Source organism: Tindallia californiensis, assembly GCF_900107405.1.
In the GTDB taxonomy this organism is placed as follows: domain Bacteria; phylum Bacillota; class Clostridia; order Peptostreptococcales; family Tindalliaceae; genus Tindallia; species Tindallia californiensis.
Genome location: NZ_FNPV01000004.1, coordinates 276,451 through 294,183, shown reverse-complemented (window position 1 = coordinate 294,183; position 17,733 = coordinate 276,451). Strand labels below are relative to the sequence as shown.

General features: G+C 39.1%; 14 protein-coding genes. 1 reads left to right on the top strand and 13 read right to left on the bottom strand.

Annotated elements, in window-relative coordinates:
* Positions 1 to 45: 45 nt before the first annotated feature.
* The 7 genes from aroB to BLV55_RS07285 form a co-directional block, all read right to left on the bottom strand.
* On the bottom strand, positions 46 to 1,107 hold the full coding sequence (aroB, locus tag BLV55_RS07315) for a 3-dehydroquinate synthase (RefSeq protein WP_093312877.1): 1,062 nt from the start codon (positions 1,105 to 1,107) through the stop codon (positions 46 to 48).
* The gene (gene aroC / locus BLV55_RS07310) at positions 1,095 to 2,225 is read right to left on the bottom strand and encodes a chorismate synthase (RefSeq protein ID WP_093312875.1); all 1,131 of its coding nucleotides are present in this window, start codon (positions 2,223 to 2,225) and stop codon (positions 1,095 to 1,097) included. Before aroC ends, aroB begins: the two co-directional genes overlap by 13 nt.
* Positions 2,226 to 2,240: 15 nt before the next feature.
* Positions 2,241 to 3,065, bottom strand: coding sequence for a prephenate dehydratase (gene pheA / locus BLV55_RS07305; RefSeq protein ID WP_093312873.1), 825 nt, complete (start codon positions 3,063 to 3,065; stop codon positions 2,241 to 2,243).
* Between the two features lie 36 nt (positions 3,066 to 3,101).
* Positions 3,102 to 4,382 carry a 3-phosphoshikimate 1-carboxyvinyltransferase gene (aroA, locus tag BLV55_RS07300; RefSeq protein ID WP_093312871.1) on the bottom strand — a complete coding sequence of 427 codons (1,281 nt, stop codon included), beginning with the start codon at positions 4,380 to 4,382 and terminating at the stop codon, positions 3,102 to 3,104.
* The gene (locus tag BLV55_RS07295; protein ID WP_093312869.1) at positions 4,366 to 5,490 is read right to left on the bottom strand and encodes a prephenate dehydrogenase; all 1,125 of its coding nucleotides are present in this window, start codon (positions 5,488 to 5,490) and stop codon (positions 4,366 to 4,368) included. The genes aroA and BLV55_RS07295 overlap by 17 nt, the downstream gene beginning before the upstream one ends.
* 15 nt (positions 5,491 to 5,505) lie before the next feature.
* Complete coding sequence (aroF, locus tag BLV55_RS07290; RefSeq protein WP_093312867.1) at positions 5,506 to 6,507, bottom strand: 3-deoxy-7-phosphoheptulonate synthase; 1,002 nt, start codon at positions 6,505 to 6,507, stop codon at positions 5,506 to 5,508.
* Between the two features lie 403 nt (positions 6,508 to 6,910).
* A complete protein-coding gene (locus BLV55_RS07285) occupies positions 6,911 to 7,630 on the bottom strand; it encodes a phosphatase (protein ID WP_093312865.1) in 720 nt (239 codons plus the stop codon).
* A gap of 162 nt (positions 7,631 to 7,792) precedes the next feature.
* Between BLV55_RS07285 and dapG the strand changes: the two genes are divergently transcribed.
* Complete coding sequence (gene dapG, locus BLV55_RS07280; RefSeq protein WP_093312863.1) at positions 7,793 to 9,022, top strand: aspartate kinase; 1,230 nt, start codon at positions 7,793 to 7,795, stop codon at positions 9,020 to 9,022.
* Positions 9,023 to 9,024: 2 nt separating this feature from the next.
* On the opposite strand, the gene BLV55_RS07275 is transcribed toward dapG, so the two are convergent.
* The 6 genes from BLV55_RS07275 to BLV55_RS07250 are packed head-to-tail and all read right to left on the bottom strand — an operon-like array spanning position 9,025 to position 17,621.
* The gene (locus BLV55_RS07275) at positions 9,025 to 9,315 is read right to left on the bottom strand and encodes a YerC/YecD family TrpR-related protein (protein WP_093312861.1); all 291 of its coding nucleotides are present in this window, start codon (positions 9,313 to 9,315) and stop codon (positions 9,025 to 9,027) included.
* Positions 9,316 to 9,345: 30 nt separating this feature from the next.
* Positions 9,346 to 11,259: a glycoside hydrolase family 13 protein gene (locus BLV55_RS07270; protein WP_093312859.1), complete on the bottom strand. Its 1,914-nt coding sequence runs from the start codon at positions 11,257 to 11,259 to the stop codon at positions 9,346 to 9,348.
* A 49-nt stretch (positions 11,260 to 11,308) separates the two neighbouring features.
* Positions 11,309 to 13,780, bottom strand: coding sequence for a glycogen/starch/alpha-glucan phosphorylase (locus BLV55_RS07265; protein WP_093312857.1), 2,472 nt, complete (start codon positions 13,778 to 13,780; stop codon positions 11,309 to 11,311).
* 18 nt (positions 13,781 to 13,798) lie between these two features.
* The gene (gene glgA, locus BLV55_RS07260; RefSeq protein ID WP_093312855.1) at positions 13,799 to 15,241 is read right to left on the bottom strand and encodes a glycogen synthase GlgA; all 1,443 of its coding nucleotides are present in this window, start codon (positions 15,239 to 15,241) and stop codon (positions 13,799 to 13,801) included.
* 26 nt (positions 15,242 to 15,267) lie between these two features.
* Entirely contained in the window at positions 15,268 to 16,386 is a 1,119-nt protein-coding gene (gene glgD, locus BLV55_RS07255; RefSeq protein WP_093312853.1) for a glucose-1-phosphate adenylyltransferase subunit GlgD, read from the bottom strand.
* The gene (locus tag BLV55_RS07250; protein WP_093312851.1) at positions 16,386 to 17,621 is read right to left on the bottom strand and encodes a glucose-1-phosphate adenylyltransferase; all 1,236 of its coding nucleotides are present in this window, start codon (positions 17,619 to 17,621) and stop codon (positions 16,386 to 16,388) included. Before BLV55_RS07250 ends, glgD begins: the two co-directional genes overlap by 1 nt.
* Between the last annotated feature and the right edge of the window lie 112 nt (positions 17,622 to 17,733).

Sequence of the window (17,733 nt, the reverse complement as noted above, 5' to 3'; positions counted from 1 at the left end):
CCCTATCAACATAAAAAGCAAAACCCACTATCAGGGTTTTGCTTTTTATTTCATCATTTCATTCACTTCTTCAGGAGACAGAAACATTTCTTCCATTACCTGGTTATGATCAGGCAACACAAAAGAAATTAACTGATCACGATTTTTCTTATCACTGCTCATGCTCTTTATTAGCTCAGACATCTGATAACTTTCTTCTTTCCTTGTTACAGGTATTTTTTCTACCAACTTTTTATATCTCTGATACTGTTCAAGATTGATTCTACCTAATTTATGGGCCAGTTCAAGTTCAAACAGCATTCCCCTTCTAACAGCTTCACCGTGAATCAGTTGAAAGTCAGAAAGTTTTTCCATTGCATGGCCTGCTGTATGTCCAAAGTTAAGAATTTTCCTAAGGCCCTTTTCCCTTTCATCTTTCATGACAATCCTGTTTTTACATTCAACACATTTTCCGATTAATTGGCTCAGGATTTTCGGTTCTCTGAGGACTATGGATTCCCAGTGATTTTCAAGCCATTGATCAATACCATTTTTCTCTATCACAGCATACTTGATAACTTCCGCCATTCCTGCCCAGTATTGCTCTTCAGATAATGTTCTCAGGATACAGGGATCGATCCAAACAGATGACGGCTGGTAAAAACTACCTGCCATATTTTTGCCCGCCTTCAAGTTTACACCTGTTTTTCCACCAACACTACTATCTACCTGCGAAAGTAGGGTAGTCGGAATTTGCACCCACTCAATTCCTCTCATATAAACCGAAGCACAAAATCCTGTTAGATCGCCTACTACCCCACCACCTAATGCAATTAATCCATCGTAACGATTCACTTCGGCTTCCGCCATTTTATCTAATATCTCTTCCATTTGCTGAAAGGATTTACTCCACTCTCCGTTTTCTATTTCTATCGAAAGGTACGCCTGTGCTTTTAAGTTTTGGACCAGTTCCTGTTGAGCAAGAGATACTTTATTGTCTGTAATGAGTACCCACTTTTGATCCCCGGTTCCATCCAACCTTTCTTGTATTGAAAAGTGCGATAATAAATCCGGTTCAATCATAATAGGATACGATCTTTGATGAAATTCTGCAATTATTTTTTCCATCTCTCTTTCATCTCCTTCATGGAGTCTGCTCCAAAAGTTTCCATGAATGCATCCGCTAAAACAAAGATGGCGGCCGCTTCTGCCACAATGGCTGCTGCAGGTACCGCACAGGTGTCACTTCGTTCTACCGCTGCATCATGTGGCGTTTTTTGATGAAAGTCTACAGTTTTCAAGGGCTTCATCAAGGTAGGAATAGGCTTCATGCCACATCTTACAATCAATACTTCCCCATTGCTCATTCCGCCTTCGATGCCGCCAGCATGATTTGTTTTATGATAAAAGCCTTTCTTTTCTTCATAAAATATTTCATCATGAATCAAGGAGCCCGATTGCACTACACCCTCAAATCCATCGCCAATTTCGACAGCTTTTATCCCTTGAATACTCATTAGGCTACTAGCCAATTTCCCATCTAATTTGCGGTCCCAGTGAGTATAGCTTCCCAATCCCACTGGCAACCCACTAATTTGAACTTCAATAATTCCACCTAATGTATCTCCCTTGGCTTTTGCTGTATCAATTTCTTTTATCATTTCCTCTTCCGTTTGCTTGCATATACAACGTACCGACGAATGTTCCGCCTTTTTCAACGCATCAAATGCTACTTCTTTTTCTCTTATGGATACGCTTCCAATCTGCCTGACATGACTGGCCCATTCTATATTGAAATTTGATAAAATATGTCCCGCAATACTTCCAGCTGCAACTCTGGCCGTCGTTTCTCTTGCACTGCTTCGTTCTAACACATGCCGCATATCATCAAATCCGTATTTAAGTGCACCTGCTAAGTCGGCATGTCCAGGCCTTGGATGGTGCACCTGTTTATAATTAAGGTTTCCTTCAAAGGGATCCATTCCTTCTACCCAGTTTTCGTAATCTTTATTAACAACCATAAAACTGATAGGACTTCCTAAGGTGATACCGCCTCTCACTCCGGATAAGATTTGAATACAATCTTTTTCAATTTTCATCCGGCCACCTCTACCATACCCTGACTGTCTTTTTGACAAGTAGCTATTAATCTTTTCTTTTGACAAACGCACTCCAGCCGGCATTCCTTCCAAAATACCGGTTACTGCCTGCCCGTGGGATTCTCCGGCGGTTAGTAATCTTAGCATTTTAAGCCTCCTACCTTATAAGGTTTTTTCTGATCTTGGATAAGATCCAAATAAGTATAGTTTCCTTGTGTAGCGCTCTAACTCTTTTAAGATCTCTTCAATCAATGGCTCTTCTTTGTGTCCATTGAAATCGATAAAAAAGATATACTGGCCTAACTCCTGTTTGGCTGGTCTGGACTCTATTCGTGACAGATTTATATGGTTATCTGAAAAAACTTTTAATATTTTATGCAAGCTGCCTGGTTCATCATATGGAAAAGAAAAAGCAATGGATGTTTTATCCTTACCTGTTGGCTTTTTCCGTATTTTTCCTAATTTCACAAACCGTGTCTGATTAAATCGGTTATCTTGAATATCCTGACAAGCTACTTTTAGACCATTTTTTTCTCCTGCCCACATACTAGCTACAGCTGCGTACTCGCTCCCCTTTTCTTTCGCCTGACAACATGCCGCTGATGTGCTTTCTGCATATATCAGGTTTACATGAGGATATTTTCTTCTAAAAAATCCACGGCACTGTTCCAGCGCCTGAGGATGAGATGAAATAATTTTCACTTCTTCCATCTTTCCTGTCGTATTAAATAAATGATGTTTTATGCTGTAAACCACTTCTCCCTGTATGACAATATCCTTTAAGTCCAAAAGGCTGTCCATCACTACTGTTACGGCTCCTTCTGTAGAATTCTCCACCGGCAGAAACCCAAAATCAACTTCTCCACTTTCAAGTTTTTCCAGTATTTCAATAAAGGATGTCGTTGGCACTGGTTTCAGCTCTGGATATGCCTCCTTTAGAGCCAGATAACTATACGACCCTTCCGGCCCCAAGTATCCACATTTCATTGCGACCTCTCCTCTGGTAATATAATCTTTTATCGCTTAGCCTTCACGCAAATTTTCAATTGTCTCTATAAAGCCTGGAAAGGAAACTGCCATGCAATGATGATTGTCAATTGTTATAGGTTCCTCTGAAAGCAGACCTGCAACAGCCATTGCCATTGCAATACGATGATCACCATGACTATCCGTAGAACCTCCGGTAATTATTTGTGGTCCATCAATCATCATGCCATCCTCTAAAGCTGTTATTTCAACCCCTATTTTTTTTAACTCTTCTTCCATCGCACTGATACGATCCGTTTCTTTAACCCTTAGTTCTGCTGCACCTGTTATACGGGTAGTACCTTTAGCACACACAGCCGCTATGGCCAATACCGGTATCTCATCAATTAGGCTGGGAATTTGCTCTTCTCCTATTTCCACGGCTTTCAAATCTGAACCTTTTACTCTCACATCGGCTATTGGTTCGCCACCTATTTCTCGTTTGTTCTTAATGCCTATTTCCGCACCCATTTGACAAAGTGCATCAATAATCCCAGCTCTCGTTGGATTGATTCCAATATTTTCCAAAGTCACGTCTGACCCTTTTATGCATGCCGCTGCAACTAAAATAAATGCCGCTGAAGAAATATCTCCGGGAACTTCAATGTGAGTTGCTTGTAGCTCTTCTGATTTCACCGTACACTTCAGCCCATCTTGTCGGACAGTCACTCCAAAAGACTGAAGCATTCTTTCTGTATGATCTCTGCTAACTCTCGGTTCAATAACACTTGTAACACCATCGGCAAACAAACCGGCTAGCAAGACAGCTGACTTTATTTGCGCACTAGCTACCGGAAGTTGATATTCTATTCCTTTAAGTCCTCCACCTCGAATCGTCAATGGTGCCTGCGTACCCATCTTTCTTCCATCTATCCCGGCACCCATTTTTCTTAATGGAAAAGCAATTCGTTTCATCGGTCTTTTTCGAAGAGATGCATCCCCTGTGATAACAGAATAAAAATCTTGCCCGCTCAATATCCCTGCCATAAGCCTCATGGTAGTTCCCGAATTTCCGGCATCCAAAACATCTTCCGGTTCTTCAAGGCCATGAAGTCCCTTTCCTGTAATAAACAATTGGTTTTTCTCTTCCCTAACCTTCACACCCATTTGCTGAAAGCATCGGAGCGTCGCAAGGCAATCTTCCCCTTTCAAAAATCCTCCTATTTTTGTGGTACCTTTGCTAATGCCTGATAGCATAACAGCCCGATGACTGATCGATTTATCTCCCGGAACAACGCACTTACCCTTTAGCTTATTTGCTTTATGTACCGTTAACATCATTAATCTCTCCTTTTTGGCGACTAAAGGATACGCCTTTTTTTCCTAAGGCTTGCATTGCACGAGCCTCTTCTTCTTTTTTGGCAAACGCTAATCTCACAGCACCTTTTTCTCCTTCACGAGAATGTACGATTTCTATCTCTTTTATATTAACCCCTGCACTTCCAATGGTGCTTGTTATTTGTGCCAAGGCACCCGGTTCATCTTTGATATCTACAAAAAGTTCATATCTTTTGGGAATGTAATCTTTTCCTGTCTGTGGCAATTGATCTCGATAATTTTTTCCAATTTCCAATAACCTTCGGATTTCATCTCTGTTTGAAGAAATCATCGCATGTTGAAATCTTTTAAGCATACAATCCAGTTGGCCCAAGCTTTTTAGCAGTTCTTTTTCATTGTAATAAAATATTTCTTCCCACATCACCGGATTTCCTGAAGCTATCCTGGTCGTATCCCGAAAACCACTTCCTGCAAAATTTTTTAATGATTCATCTTTTTCATTTTCCATCATACACGTAAGGACAGAAGCCATTAAATGAGGTAAGTGACTAGTTTTCGCTACAATACTATCATGTTCTTCCGGCGTCATGATAATGGGAAAACCACCAATCCGAGATACCAATGATTTCATTTTATCAACAGCCCTTGATTCGGTATGGATCGCTGGCGTTAAAAAGTAATAGGCGTTCTCAAAAAGATACGGACTAGCCGCTTCTATCCCTCCCTTTTCCGACCCTGCTAAGGGATGACCGCCAATAAACTGAATATGTGATGGAAGATTTTGAGCTGATTTTACAGCCGCTTCTTTGACACTCCCCAGATCTGTCACAATAGCTCCCTTTTTTAGTGCTGGTAGCATTTCTCTTATTATTTCATCATAATGACCAACGGGAGTACCCAGGACTACCAGGTCAGCCTCTATGACGGCATCGCTTATTTTCTTACTTGTAAAATCAATAGCGGACAACTGAATTGCATTTTCCAATGCCTTTTTTTGAGTATCAAAACCAGTAATCTGACAGGAAATTCCTTTCTCTTTAAGCGCCAGCGCAAAGGAACCTCCCATCAGACCTACGCCTATTAGCGCTATTTTATTAAAATCATGCATTTCTATACCTCCAGCTTATCGAACGGCATATATCTTTTGAACTGTATTCATCATGCTTTTGAAGTTATCGTATTTCAACGATTGTCCGCCATCCGATACCGCTTCTTCCGGTTGATTGTGAACTTCTACCATTAATCCATCAGCACCAGCTGCTACAGCTGCTTTAGCCATTGGTTCGACCAGATTCCACTTTCCTGTTCCATGACTGGGATCAATCACTACTGGCAAATGACTAAGTTCTTTTACTACTGGCACAGCACTTAAATCTAATGTATTTCGGGTGTATTTCTCAAAGGTTCGGATACCTCTTTCGCAAAGAATAACATTAGGATTTCCTTTCGATAAGATGTATTCCGCTGACATAAGCCATTCTTCAATAGTAGCACTAAGTCCTCTTTTCAACATGATCGGCTTGCTACTCATTCCGGCTTGTTTTAATAAAGCATAGTTTTGCATGTTTCGGGCACCTATCTGTAACACATCGGCATATTCGGCTACCATATCCAGATTTTCCTGATCCATTACTTCTGTAACAATAGAAAGACCTGTTATTTCTTTTGCTTTTCTCAATAATTTTAACCCTTCTTCTCCAAGTCCCTGGAAGCTATAAGGTGAAGTTCTTGGCTTAAAAGCTCCTCCACGAATCATATTAGCTCCATTGGCTTTTACATTAACCGCTATTTCCATCAGTTGCTCTTCACTTTCAACCGCGCAAGGTCCAGCAATAACTACCATACTACCGTTTCCAATTTTCGTTCCATTAACCTTCACTACGGTGTCTTCCGGATGAAAATCTCTTGAAGCCAGCTTAAATGGATTCATAACACGAATCAGTTGCTCCACATTTTCATTTGCTTCAATCTGACCGGGATTAATTCGTCGGGTATCTCCTACTAGGCCTAACAGCACTCGGTTAGTTCCTTTTGACTCGTGGACTTCACAACCTAAACTAAGCATTTTGTTCTTAATTTTTTCCACTTTTTCTCTTTCCGTATTGGGCTTCATAACAATTACCATCTCTTTTCCTCCTTAAATTTTTATACAAAATAAAAAAGGTGCCTCTTTCTAAGAGACACCTTTTGTGTACACGATACCACTATTGCACTGATACTAATAATAAGCCTTAGGCTATAGCAATAATTCAGCTTCGCTGTTCCTTAGAAAGAACTTTTTTCTTTGAAATTTTAACCATGCAAAAGCGCCAGCGCTAAAATAAAAATAGCCCCAGAAATAGCTAAATACATAAGTATCAAAGATGTTTTTTAAGTTCTTTTCTGTTTGGTTCAGCATTTTTCTCACACAGCTTTCCTTAAGATTATTAAAATTTTCAGTAATTACGAACTATTATAACGAGCATCTTCCCCACTGTCAACACTTTTTTCTCTTATTTCATTCTTTTTTCATTACAACAGAAGCCAAATCACCTTTCTGCAATTCCCAAATGCTTTTTCAATCTCTGAATATCCGTGCTGTACACCAAGGATTCTGGCACATTAAGTTGCTTTATCATTTCTCTGGCTTTTTCAAATTTACCTATATCCCAGGATATATGAGCATCGCTACCGACAACTACAGGCACTTTATAATCTCGGCAGGTTTCCAGGATTTTCATGCATCTTTCCCAGCTTCCTTTTCGAAAGCTATATGGTGTCAAGGAACTATTATTCACCTCAATTAATTTACCATATTTCCCTGCCGCTTCAACCATTTTTTCTATTTGAACAGGAAATGCCGGATTTCCTGTATGGCCTAATATATCTACATGCGGATTTCTCATCACTTTAATCAATGTGTCTGTATTCTCTTTTTCACTTCCTGGCTTGATGCAAGGCAAATGAAAACTGGCAATAACAAGCTCTAGCGGTTGTAGGATGCTATCCGATAAGTCTAATTGTCCGTTATGGTCAACAATATTCACCTCAGCTCCCTTCAGCACCTCTACTCCATACATATGGGACGGAAGTACTTTTAGGTTTCTGAAATGTAGTTTTGATGCCGCATGAGGCATTGCCGGACCATGATCAGTCATGGCGATCAGGCTAATTTTCTTTTCTGACGCCTGTAACGCCATTTCTTGAATGGTGCTGTAAGCATGACCACTGGCAATTGTGTGACAATGCGTATCTGCAATAAGGTTCATTTTTCTTCCTCCAATAAACAGGATTCTTAGATTCCATCAGGTTTTTTAATTCCATTCATGACATAGAATCTTTAAAAAAATCTCATCTTGTAGTAGGATTATATCAGAAGAATAGCTTTTAATAAAATAATCATGAAACATGATGGCAGAAAGAGGGATTCGATGAAAATCATTATACAAAAATTTGGCGGTACTTCTCTTGCAACCGCTGAGGATCAAAAGAAAGCAATAGATAAAATCATTACCGCTACAAAAAATGGTTATTCCCCCGTTGTCGTCGTATCGGCAATGGGAAGAAATGGATCGCCTTATGCTACGGATACATTAAAAAACCTTTTATTTATCGAAGGTACTTCCCCTGACTCTCGTCATATGGATTTACTATTAAGCTGTGGTGAAATCATTTCTTCTGTCCTTTTATCGGATAAGTTAAAAAAATCTGGTTACGAATCAGAAGCATTAACTGGCTGGCAGGCAGGTATTGTTACTAATGATGAGTTTGGTAGTGCCGATATCCTATCGATCGAAAAAGAGCGCTTATGTACGTACCTCGACCAAGGTGTTATTCCTGTTGTTACTGGGTTTCAGGGAATCACGACTAATCAAAAGGTTACTACCTTAGGAAGAGGTGGTTCCGACACAACGGCAGCCGCTATCGGAGCTGCATTAAAAGCAGACTGTGTAGAAATCTATACAGATGTTGATGGCATTATGACTGCTGATCCAAGAGTGGTTGAAGATGCATGCATTCTTAAGGAAATTCATTATGACGAAGTGTTTCAAATGGCCGACTTGGGAGCAAAAGTCATCCATCCCCGGGCTGTAGAAATCGCTCGTCAAAACAATCTTGCTCTTAAGATTAAAAATACACATACAAATCACCCTGGTACCTTAATATGCTCAAAGCGGCAACATTTTGATCTTCAATATTCAACTAAAAAGCCACAACATTTGCTAACAGCCGTAACGCAAAAGGATCGCTTTTCCCAAGTTGTTATTTCACAGGCAGAACCTAACCCACTGATCGAAAGCAATCTTTTTACCGCTTTAGCTGCTCATGGAATTAGTATTGATATGATTAATTTTACACCAGAAAAAAAAATGTTTATTATCAATGAAGATCAGAGCACAGCACTTCATGAAGTAATGAAAGCATATCCAGTATCTTTCCAAACAACCACCAATTTAAGCAAAGTTACCATTGTGGGCAATCGTATGACAGGGATACCAGGAGTCATGGCCACTGTACTAAAAGCGTTAACAGAAGATAATATACAGGTTTTGCAGACAGCAGATTCTCACGCAACCATTTCTTGCCTCGTTCACACAAAAGAAGCTGCTTTAGCGGTTCAAAGTTTGCATAAAGCTTTTAATCTTTCTAATAAAAAGTAGGCCTATTCTTCCAGACGCTTCAGAATACGCTGATATCCATCAGCTCCATAAATCAGACAGCGGTTAACACGGCTTATCGTAGCTGTGCTTGCTCCTGTCTGTTTTTCTATTTCAGTATATGTCTTTTTTTCCTTAAGAAGTTTCGCAACTGCCAGTCTTTGGGAAATGGACTGTATTTCCTTAATCGTGCAAATGTCTTCAAAAAAACGATAGCAATCCTCTTCTGTTTCCAAGGCCAGTATTGCCCGAAACAAATCATCCACAAAGGAATCTTTTATCTTAGATTCATACAATAATACCCCTCCCTTATCACGAACATGGTTTTAAGCCTGCAGCAAATAAGTTTTTCCTGACAATGCCGGCAAACGAATCCTTATTTCATTTCCCTGAATTTCCGTATGATGGTCATCTAACAGATCTCTCATCTGTCCTTTATCTACCTCCGGCATTTTTCCGATAAGCTCAATATCCTCATTACCAGCATTAATCGCTACCAGGATTACCTCATCAGCATATTTCCTAAGGAACGTATAATGTCTTTCTCCCACCAGCCATTTACTCCATTCTCCTTCTTGCAATGCCATAAACTGACGCCTTGTTTCAATGACTTTCTTTGTCCATTGTATCATTTCTTCATCTTCTTTTCCCCAGGGGTAAGTCCTTCTATTCAATGGATCCGAGAAACCTTCCATTCCAGCTTCATCTCCGTAATAAATCGAAGGGACTCCTGGAAAGGTCATTTGTAATAAGCTCGCTAATTTATATCTGTCTACCGCTAGCCTTCGCTGCTTTTCAGAAAGCTTATACTGCATTTTTTGGGTTTCTGTTAAGGTGCTTGGATCCGGAGCTTCCCCTAACCGTGTTAGGACTCTTGTTCGATCATGGCTACCTATCAAGTTCATACAACTATAAAAATGATTTGGTGGATAGTTTTCATATAAACTCATAAGCTGAGCATCAACTTCATAACCCGTAAGAGTTCCTAGGAGAAAGCCTAAAACAATGTTTCGAAAAGGATAATTCATGACAGAATCCAATTCTTCCCCTAGCAAATACTGACGTTTTTCTCCATGACTTACTTTATTAGAAGCATCTTCCCATACTTCTCCTATCAAGACAGCATCTTTACGCTCTTCCTTAACAACCTTGCTCATTCCTTTGATAAAATCAGAAGGTAGTTCATCCGCTACATCTAATCGCCACCCTGCGGCTCCTTTTTGTATCCAGTACCGAATGACGCTGTTTTTGCCTTCATAAATAAAATTTTTATAGGAATGTTCCAGTTCATTGATGTTTGGCATTGTATCAACGCCCCACCAACAGTCATAATGATCAGGATGCTCCATAAAACGGTACCAGGGATAGTAAGGGGAGTTCTTTGATTGATAGGCTCCAAGGGAATCGTAGTTTCCTTCTTTATTGAAATAACGACTATCACTTCCTGTATGACTGAAGACTCCATCCAAAATAATGCTAATGCCTTTTTTCTCAGCCTCTTTGCACAACCTTTCAAATAATTCTTCTGACCCTAGCATCGGATCAATCCTTCTATAATCTCCGGTGTCATAACGGTGATTACTAGCCGCTTCAAAAATGGGATTTAGGTATATAATGGTTATTCCCAGTTCTTCTAAGTAATCTAGTTTTTCTAAAATACCCTCTAAATTACCACCAAAAAAATCCCATTTCATGACATTGCCTTTTGAAGGGTCTTTAATGTATAGTGGTTCATCTTCCCATTTTCCGTGAAGAAGTCTTTCTGTTTTATCATTTCTAATGGCTCCATTTTTCAGTCCATTATAAAATCGATCTGGAAAAATCTGATACATAACTCCTTTTAAGTACCACTTTGGTATTTCCATTTCCTTGTAAACGGTTATTTGATAAGATATAGGAATGTCACGGCTTACTTCTCCTATCCCTCCCAATCTTTCTTTGTTATTTCCATAATAATAAATTTCATTATCTGTTTCAATAATAAAATAATACCAAAGCAGGCATGGGCTTAAAGGACTTTTGATCGTAGCATAAAAAAAATCTTTTTTACCACTCTGAGGTTTCATCTCAATAAGAGATTCACCGCGATCATCTTGCCACACTCTTAGATACACTTTCCTTGATGAAAAAAGCAGCTCTCCCGAAAGACAGAGTTCTATTTCTGATGAGCATACCACAGCCCCAAAGGGGTTGCGGTATGTTCTACAATGAGAATCATGAATTAACCTTTTTTCTTTCACATCACCACCTGCTTTCCTTGTTTCATTTCATTCGATTGCCAGTTCTATCCTATTTCGTTTTCACAAATGGTAATTTCCAGACTTGCTGATTGTAGTCTCTGATAGTGCGGTCGCTGGAAAAAATACCTGCCGCCGCAATATTCAAAATAGCTTTTTCCCACCAAATATCCGGTTTTTTATATTCCAACCCTAAGCGAGTATGGGCCTGACAATAAGGTTCAAAGTCTTTTAATACGAAATATGGATCCGCCATCCCATAATGTCCATAAAGCAACCCTTCGTAAAGCCCTCTAAAAGTATCCGGATGTTCAGAATCAAGAAATCCGTTAACGAACTGATCAAGCACCAGTCGCAACTCCGGATTCGTTTCGTATATTTCATAAGGTCTATAGTGTCCTTCTCGATAGTATTGAGATACTTCTTCTGACGTTAAACCAAAAATGTACATATTGTCATTTCCCACAGCTTCTTTCATTTCTACATTAGCTCCATCCAAAGTCCCTATGGTCAAGGCACCGTTAAACATAAATTTCATATTACCTGTGCCAGAAGCCTCTTTTCCCGCTGTGGAAATCTGTTCACTGACATCCGATGCCGGTATAATTTTTTCTGCCAAAGAAACGCGATAGTTTTCCATAAAAACAATTTTAATTTTATCCTTAACTCTCGGATCATTGTTTATTTTTTTCGCTAAACTATGGATTAACTTAATAATCATTTTGGCATTATGATATCCCGGTGCTGCTTTCGCACCAAAAATAAAAGTTCTTGGATGCATCGGAAAGTTTGGATTGTCTAATATTTTATTGTATAAGAACATAATATGCATGGCATTCATTAATTGCCGTTTATATTCGTGTAATCTTTTAACCTGTACGTCAAAAATAGATTCAGGATTCACCTGAATTCCGTATTGGTTTTCTATATGCTCTGCCAGGCTTTCTTTGTTTTTTAGGCGAATTTCAGCTACGTTTTTTTGAAAAGACGAGTCTTTTGCATAAGTCTTAAGCCTTTCAAGATCCTGAGGGGCTTTCATCCAATCTTCCCCAATATAGCCTGTTATCAAATCTGCTAATTCAGCATTTGCTTTTGCTAAAAACCTCCGATGTGTGACTCCGTTCGTAATAGCTCTAAACTTTGATGGACATGCCTGATAGAAATCACGGAATACGTCTTCTTTTAAGATATCTGTATGAAGTTTTGCTACTCCGTTAACCGAATAGGATCCTGCAATCGCCAGTTTTGACATGTGAACCGTTCCATAGGAAATAATCGCCATGCTTCCAATTTTCTCCCATTCACCAGGATATTTTTTCCAAAGATCCCTGCAGAATATTTCGTTAATTTCATGTACGATCTCGTATATTCTTGGAAGTAACGACTTAAAAAGCTCTTGTGGCCACTTTTCCAATGCCTCTTCCAAAATGGTATGATTCGTATAGGCGAAGGTTTGGCAAGTGATTCGCCAGGAATCTTCCCAGTCAAGTCCTTCCTTATCCATCAATATTCGCATCAATTCAGGTATTCCTAAAGCAGGATGGGTATCATTAATGTGTATCGCCACTTTTTTATGAAAATCAAATATATTGTTACCAGCTTTCTTGAATTTTCGATAAATGCTTTGAATCGAAGCGGAAACAAAGAAATACTGTTGTTTTAATCGAAGAGATTTTCCTTCTGGATGATTATCTTCCGGATAAAGTACTTTTGTAATGGTTTCTGCTAGCTCTTTTTCAGCTACCGAATCAACATATCTTCCTTGCCCGAACAAACCCATGTCCATTGGTTTGATAGCTCTTGCACTCCATAATCGCAAGGTATTAACAACTTCTGAATCATATCCTACTACCGGAACGTCATAGGGAATTGCCTTTACACACTGAGCATCACAATACTTTACCACTTCTTTTCCTTTCTCTATTCGCCTTTCTATGGTTCCTCCAAAACTAATAATTTCCGGTTCTTCCGGTTTTGCTATTTCCCATATGTTCCCATCTTCAAGCCAAGGATCTGGAACCTCCACTTGATATCCATCCACAATTTTTTGTTTAAACAAACCATATTCATACCGAATACCATTTCCGTGTCCCTCCAGACCAAGAGTTGCCAAGGAGTCTAAAAAACATGCCGCGAGTCTTCCAAGGCCACCATTTCCAAGGCCAGCGTCTGGTTCACTATCTCTTACTTTATCCAAATCAATCTTAAGTTCTTTACACACCTGTGCCACCTGTTGATCCAACCCTAAGTTCATCAGATTATTACCAAAAAGCCTTCCCATCAGGAATTCCATAGACAAGTAATACATTTGTCTGCCGTTTGTTTCATATTCCATTTCTTTAGAATAAGCCCATTTCTCCATTACACGATCTCTCAGGAGTGTTGCCATCGCTTTATACAATTGTGCATCTGTAGCTGTTTTCAAGGTTCGGCCAAACATTCTTTGTAATTTGAGTTCTACCTCTTCCCTCATTGTATCTACCATTTCTTCAAATGCTAATTCTTTCGATTTTTTTTCATCCATTTGCCTTTTTCGCTCCTTTTACTTTCTAATTGATGTTTGAAGCTGTTCATATATTTCTTTATATTGCTGTGCCGATACTTTCCAGCTATGATCCTGTTGCATGGCTTTTTTAACCAAGCCCTTCCATTCTTTTGGTTTTTTATAGGTTTCTAATGCCTCTTGCAGTGCATATAACATATCGTGAGCATTATAATCAGAAAAAGTAAACCCGCACCCTTGGCCGGCAAGATCAAGATAGTGCTTGACAGTATCTTTTAATCCTCCTGTTTCTCGAACAACTGGTAAACTTCCATATCTTAAGGCAATTAACTGACCAAGTCCACATGGTTCAAACTTTGATGGCATCAAAAACAAGTCTGACGCTGCGTAGGCCTGCCGTGCCAGTTCATTATCAAATTTCAGCTGAATCGAGGATTTTGAAGGGTACTTTTCCCCAATGCGTTTCAGTTTTTCTTCATAAATGGAATCACCTGTGCCAATAATGATCAATTGAAGATCTTTTTCTAACAACTCTTCCAGTATATGGATGACCAAGTCAATTCCTTTCTGTGGAACGAGTCTAGTGATCATCGCTATGAGAGGAACTTCTTTTTCTGGCAACCTTAATTTCTTTTGAAGACTTTCTTTGTTTTTTTGTTTACCTTCTATATTTTCTACATCATATGGATGTTTTATAAAAGGATCTTGTGAAGGATCGTATTCATCAAAATCAATCCCATTAATCACACCTGTCATTTTATAAGCTTTACTCCGTAGCAACTCATCCAACCCTTCTCCAAAGTAGGGTGTTTGTATTTCCTGCGCATAGGTTGGACTAACCGTTGTTACTATATCTGCGTAATTAATACCACCTTTCATAAAACTCATATCACCATGAAACTCGAGGCCTTCCATAGTAAAATGCTCTTCACTCAATCCTAAAAGATCCGTCATAACGCTTTTAGGAAATCTTCCCTGATATTTTAAGTTATGGATTGTAAAAATCGTCTTTATATCTTGATAATTAGCTTCCTTCCGGAAAAATGTTTCTAATAGCGGTGCCACCATCCCAGCTTGCCAATCATGACAATGAATAACATCCGGATAAAAATCAATAAATGGCAACATTTCTAAAACAGCCCGATTAAAAAACGCAAACCTTTCCCCATCGTCTGGATAACCATAATATCCTGGTCGGTTAAAATGGTATTTGTTATCCAGAAAATAAAAAGGTACTCCCTGGTAACTGGTATACTCCAGGCCGCAAAACTGGTTTCTCCATCCAACAGGAACATAAATGCTTTCTTGCCATTTTATCGTATCTTTGAGATGTTCCGGCATTTCTTCGTATTTCGGCATCACTACCCGCACATCTACATTTTCCCTTCTTAGCATTTTAGGCAACGAACCAATAACATCTCCTAAACCGCCTGTTTTCATAAAAGGAGCTGCTTCCGAAGCCACCATGAGTACTTTTAACATTATTTAACCCCACTTTCATCATCGTATTAAATCAATGCCTTTTTTTCAACAACCACCGGGTATTCCGGATCTCCTACAATTTGCTTACCCGCTGTTACAACCACATCTTTATCCAGTATTGCATTTTCTACCACAGCACCTTCGTGAATCTGTCCTTTTTGCATGATGATACTATTCCGAACCCGTGCATTTTTATGAACAGCAACCCCTCGACTTAAGATACTGTTTTCTACCCTGCCTGCAATATGGCATCCATTTGCCATCAATGAGTTGGTAACTTCCGCACTTTCCTGATACTTAGCTGGTGGCTCATCTTTTACTTTGGTACTAATGGTTCCATGTCTCAAAAAAACATCTTCCCATACTTTTGGATCTAAAAGGTCCATGCTATGAGAATAATATGTTTTTATAGAATCTATTTTTCCTGCATATCCTTTGTGTTCATAGGCAAACACTTTGTACTTTTCTAAATTCTTTATCAATGCATCTTTTGTAAAATCTCGATATCCCCTGGCAATACAATCATCTATCAATTGCATAAAAAGACTTTTTTTCATAAACGCTATTTCCAGACCAACAGCAGGACTCAACGTCTTATCCCTTGCATCTGCCATATCATGGACCCGTTCATTATTATCAAGCAGCAGGGAAAGCACCCGGTAATTTGTTTTTTCGTTCTCTGCTTGATTCCTATATACTATGACAATATCTGCTTTCTTCTTATGAAAAAACGCTTCAATTCCATTATAATCCATATTATAAATAATATTACTGTTACTAATTAAAACATACTCTTGCCGACTTCTGTTCAAGTAGTCCATATGGTTGTAATAATGATCTATATCACCTAAATTGCCTGTAAACTGATCATATCCAAAAATAGGTGGAAGGATAAAAAGTCCGTCTCGTTTACTAAGTAAGTTCCATTCTTTTCCTGAATCTACATGATCTAATAATGAGCGATTATTACTCTGGGTAAATATTCCGACATTTTTTATGCCTGAATTTGCCATGTTTGACAGGACAAAGTCAATAACTCTGTACCTCCCTCCAAAGGGAACGGCTGCCGTTGATCTTGCTTTTGTTAAATCTTTCAGCTTTTGTTTAATATCTGTATCATTAATAATCCCTACCACATTTTTCATTATTTCACCTCCCCTTGTCCTAGTCCGTTAGGGCAACAACCAAATTCGTGGCAATTTTCAATATTAATCTCAACTCCTGCCGGTATTGTTTTTCCCTTATCAACAACCACATTTTCGCCTAACACCGTAATGCCTTCTTTTCCTTTTCCAGGCTGCCCTATTTGGCAACCATCCTCTATGGTGCATTCTTCACCTATAATGCTCCCTTCAACCAGAACATTCTCCCCTATCACTACATCAGACATAATCACTGAATTTCTAACAACGCTGCCTCTTCCTACACTTACGCCTGGAAATAATACCGATTTCTCTATCGCACCATGAACCTGACATCCTTCATTAACTAAAGACTTTTTAACCGATGCATTTTCACCAATATACTGAACTGGTTGATTCGGATTAACGGAGTATATTTTCCAATCTCTTTCGTACAGGTCCAGCTCCGGATTGTCATCAAGCAAGTCCATATTGGCTTGCCACAAACTTTCAATAGTCCCTACATCTTTCCAGTAGTGCTGAAAATGATAGGCGTATATCCTCTCATTGGTTTTCAGCATTTTAGGAATGATGTTTTTTCCAAAATCATGATCTGACTCTGCATTTAGATCGTCTTCAATCAATGCTTTTCTAAGCTTTTTCCATCCAAAAACATACACACCCATCGATGCTAAATTGTTTTTTGCTTTTTGAGGTTTTTCTTCAAACTCCATAATTCTATTCTCATCATCTGTATTCATAATACCAAAACGATGAGTCTCGTCCCAAGGCACTTCTATAACAGCAATGGTCACCTCCGCTTTCTTTTCTTTATGTTCATCGATCATTTTTGAATAATCCATTTTATAAATATGATCTCCAGACAGTATCAATACATATTCCGGATCATATTGGTCAATAAATTCTATGTTCTGATATACAGCATTTGCCGTCCCTAGATACCAGTGACCCCCATCATGACGAACATAGGGCGGAAGTACCGTTACCCCTCCATGCTTTTTGTCCAAATCCCAATGACTGCCAATTCCTATATACGAATTTAAGATTAAAGGCTGATATTGAGTTAGGACACCTACCGTATAAATTCCAGAGTTAGAACAATTACTCAGCGGAAAATCGATGATTCGATATTTGCCACCAAAAGGGACCGCCGGTTTTGCCAATTTTCTCGTTAATATTCCCAGGCGTGTTCCTTGCCCTCCTGCCAGTAGCATGGCAATCACCTCATGCTTTTTCATTCGTCATTCCTCCTTTTCACATAAGTATCTGATGATTGTTACCTACCCATTTTCTGCCGATTATCACGGAGTAATGGGAATATGTTATTCCCTGTTGACATAAAATTGACAC

Bases quoted from the DNA above. Each gene is read 5' to 3' on its own strand.
- aroB (WP_093312877.1), bottom strand. From the start codon at position 1,107: ATGGAAAAAATAATTGCAGAATTTCATCAAAGATCGTATCCTATTATG.
- aroC (WP_093312875.1), bottom strand. From the start codon at position 2,225: ATGCTAAGATTACTAACCGCCGGAGAATCCCACGGGCAGGCAGTAACC.
- pheA (WP_093312873.1), bottom strand. From the start codon at position 3,065: ATGAAATGTGGATACTTGGGGCCGGAAGGGTCGTATAGTTATCTGGCT.
- aroA (WP_093312871.1), bottom strand. From the start codon at position 4,382: ATGTTAACGGTACATAAAGCAAATAAGCTAAAGGGTAAGTGCGTTGTT.
- BLV55_RS07295 (WP_093312869.1), bottom strand. From the start codon at position 5,490: ATGCATGATTTTAATAAAATAGCGCTAATAGGCGTAGGTCTGATGGGA.
- aroF (WP_093312867.1), bottom strand. From the start codon at position 6,507: ATGGTAATTGTTATGAAGCCCAATACGGAAAGAGAAAAAGTGGAAAAA.
- BLV55_RS07285 (WP_093312865.1), bottom strand. From the start codon at position 7,630: ATGAACCTTATTGCAGATACGCATTGTCACACAATTGCCAGTGGTCAT.
- dapG (WP_093312863.1), top strand. From the start codon at position 7,793: ATGAAAATCATTATACAAAAATTTGGCGGTACTTCTCTTGCAACCGCT.
- BLV55_RS07265 (WP_093312857.1), bottom strand. From the start codon at position 13,780: ATGGATGAAAAAAAATCGAAAGAATTAGCATTTGAAGAAATGGTAGAT.
- glgA (WP_093312855.1), bottom strand. From the start codon at position 15,241: ATGTTAAAAGTACTCATGGTGGCTTCGGAAGCAGCTCCTTTTATGAAA.
- glgD (WP_093312853.1), bottom strand. From the start codon at position 16,386: ATGAAAAATGTGGTAGGGATTATTAATGATACAGATATTAAACAAAAG.
- BLV55_RS07250 (WP_093312851.1), bottom strand. From the start codon at position 17,621: ATGAAAAAGCATGAGGTGATTGCCATGCTACTGGCAGGAGGGCAAGGA.